The organism is Thalassolituus sp. UBA6592, from assembly GCF_002433655.1.
Taxonomy (GTDB): domain Bacteria; phylum Pseudomonadota; class Gammaproteobacteria; order Pseudomonadales; family Oceanobacteraceae; genus Venatoribacter.
The window spans coordinates 675-1,852 of the sequence record NZ_DJIO01000190.1 but is presented as its reverse complement, the minus strand read 5'-3'; the positions used below and the strand labels follow the sequence as shown (position 1 = coordinate 1,852).

The following is a 1,178-nucleotide window of genomic DNA, read 5'->3' as shown; positions in this document are numbered from 1 at the left end:
CCCATCCAGTTCCGATGCTTTCAGTGGATGATCATCACCGACGATCAGCGAATCTCCACCATTGGTAACCAATTGCAGCTGATCGCCGCGCTTATCAATCAGTTGCACCAGCAGTGGTCTGTCTTCGACCTGTATGCGCCACTTCTCCACTGGCGTGACAAGAAAATAGTCACCCCCTTCTTTCTTCAGAATCGAAGCGAACAGACGCACCAGTTTTTCTCTTTTAATCGGATCACCTTCATGCACCCAGGTGCCGTCTTTGCGGATCACCATATCCATATCGCCCGATAAAGGCGGGCTCCATTTTTCTACCGGAGGATGACCTACCGGACCTTCGAGACCCAATTGTTTTTCGATATCCGACAGGGACATACAGATTACTCCTGATAAGCGGTTACAAGCCCCGCTGCCATTCCTGACGCAGAGCGATGCGCCCTTCCAGCGCCATATCCAGCTGTGACAACATCTGCGCCTTATCTTTCCCCAGCGTGCCGCGTAAAGGCAGATAATTCGACGCGTGATCACTGCGGAACACGGTATTAGTCAGCTCCAGGCGACTGATCAGGTTTTTCAGCTCAAGAAACAGCTGCATCTGATCCGGCAGCTGATATTCGCCATTAAATCCGGCAACGACGCGCTGATCTCCCATGGGGTAACTGACCACCAGAGTAGAAAGAAAATCCGGCTGAGCCTCATTCATTAATGATGCTGAATTAACGGCATGCTGATCACTGTATTTAACACCGCCCATGCCATTTAAAATCATTACAGATGATTTAATGCCGGCTTCTTTTATTTTAACCAGCGCATCCAGCGTTGAACGCCAGGTTTCCCCCTTATCGATAAACTCCAGCACCTGATCGTCGCCACTTTCTGCGCCGACATACAGAATTCCGAGGCCCAGTGACGCCATCTCTGCCATTTCTTCTGCGGTTTTTTTGCGGATATTACGCGGCAGGCAATAAGCACCGACGCGTGTAACCCAGGGGAGATGCTCGCGGATTGCCTGCAGAATATTAACCAGGCGACGCACCGGCAGCACCATGGCGTCGCCATCTGCGAGGAAGACCTTTTCAAATCTGGGCCCAAGAGCCGCCGCCTGGCGAATTTCATTCAGGATTTCGTCTTCGGGGCGGGCGCGGAATTTCTTCTGCGGCTGAGTGTACATATCGCAGAAG

General features: G+C 51.8%; 2 protein-coding genes. Both read right to left on the bottom strand.

The window, feature by feature from the left end; all coding sequences use genetic code 11:
• A partial coding sequence (locus tag B2Z72_RS18865; protein ID WP_297005596.1) for a DUF1285 domain-containing protein occupies positions 1 to 372 on the bottom strand: 372 nt, incomplete at its 3' end.
• A gap of 22 nt (positions 373 to 394) precedes the next feature.
• The coding region (locus B2Z72_RS18860) for a radical SAM protein (RefSeq protein ID WP_297005593.1) at positions 395 to 1,178 on the bottom strand (784 nt) is incomplete at its 5' end.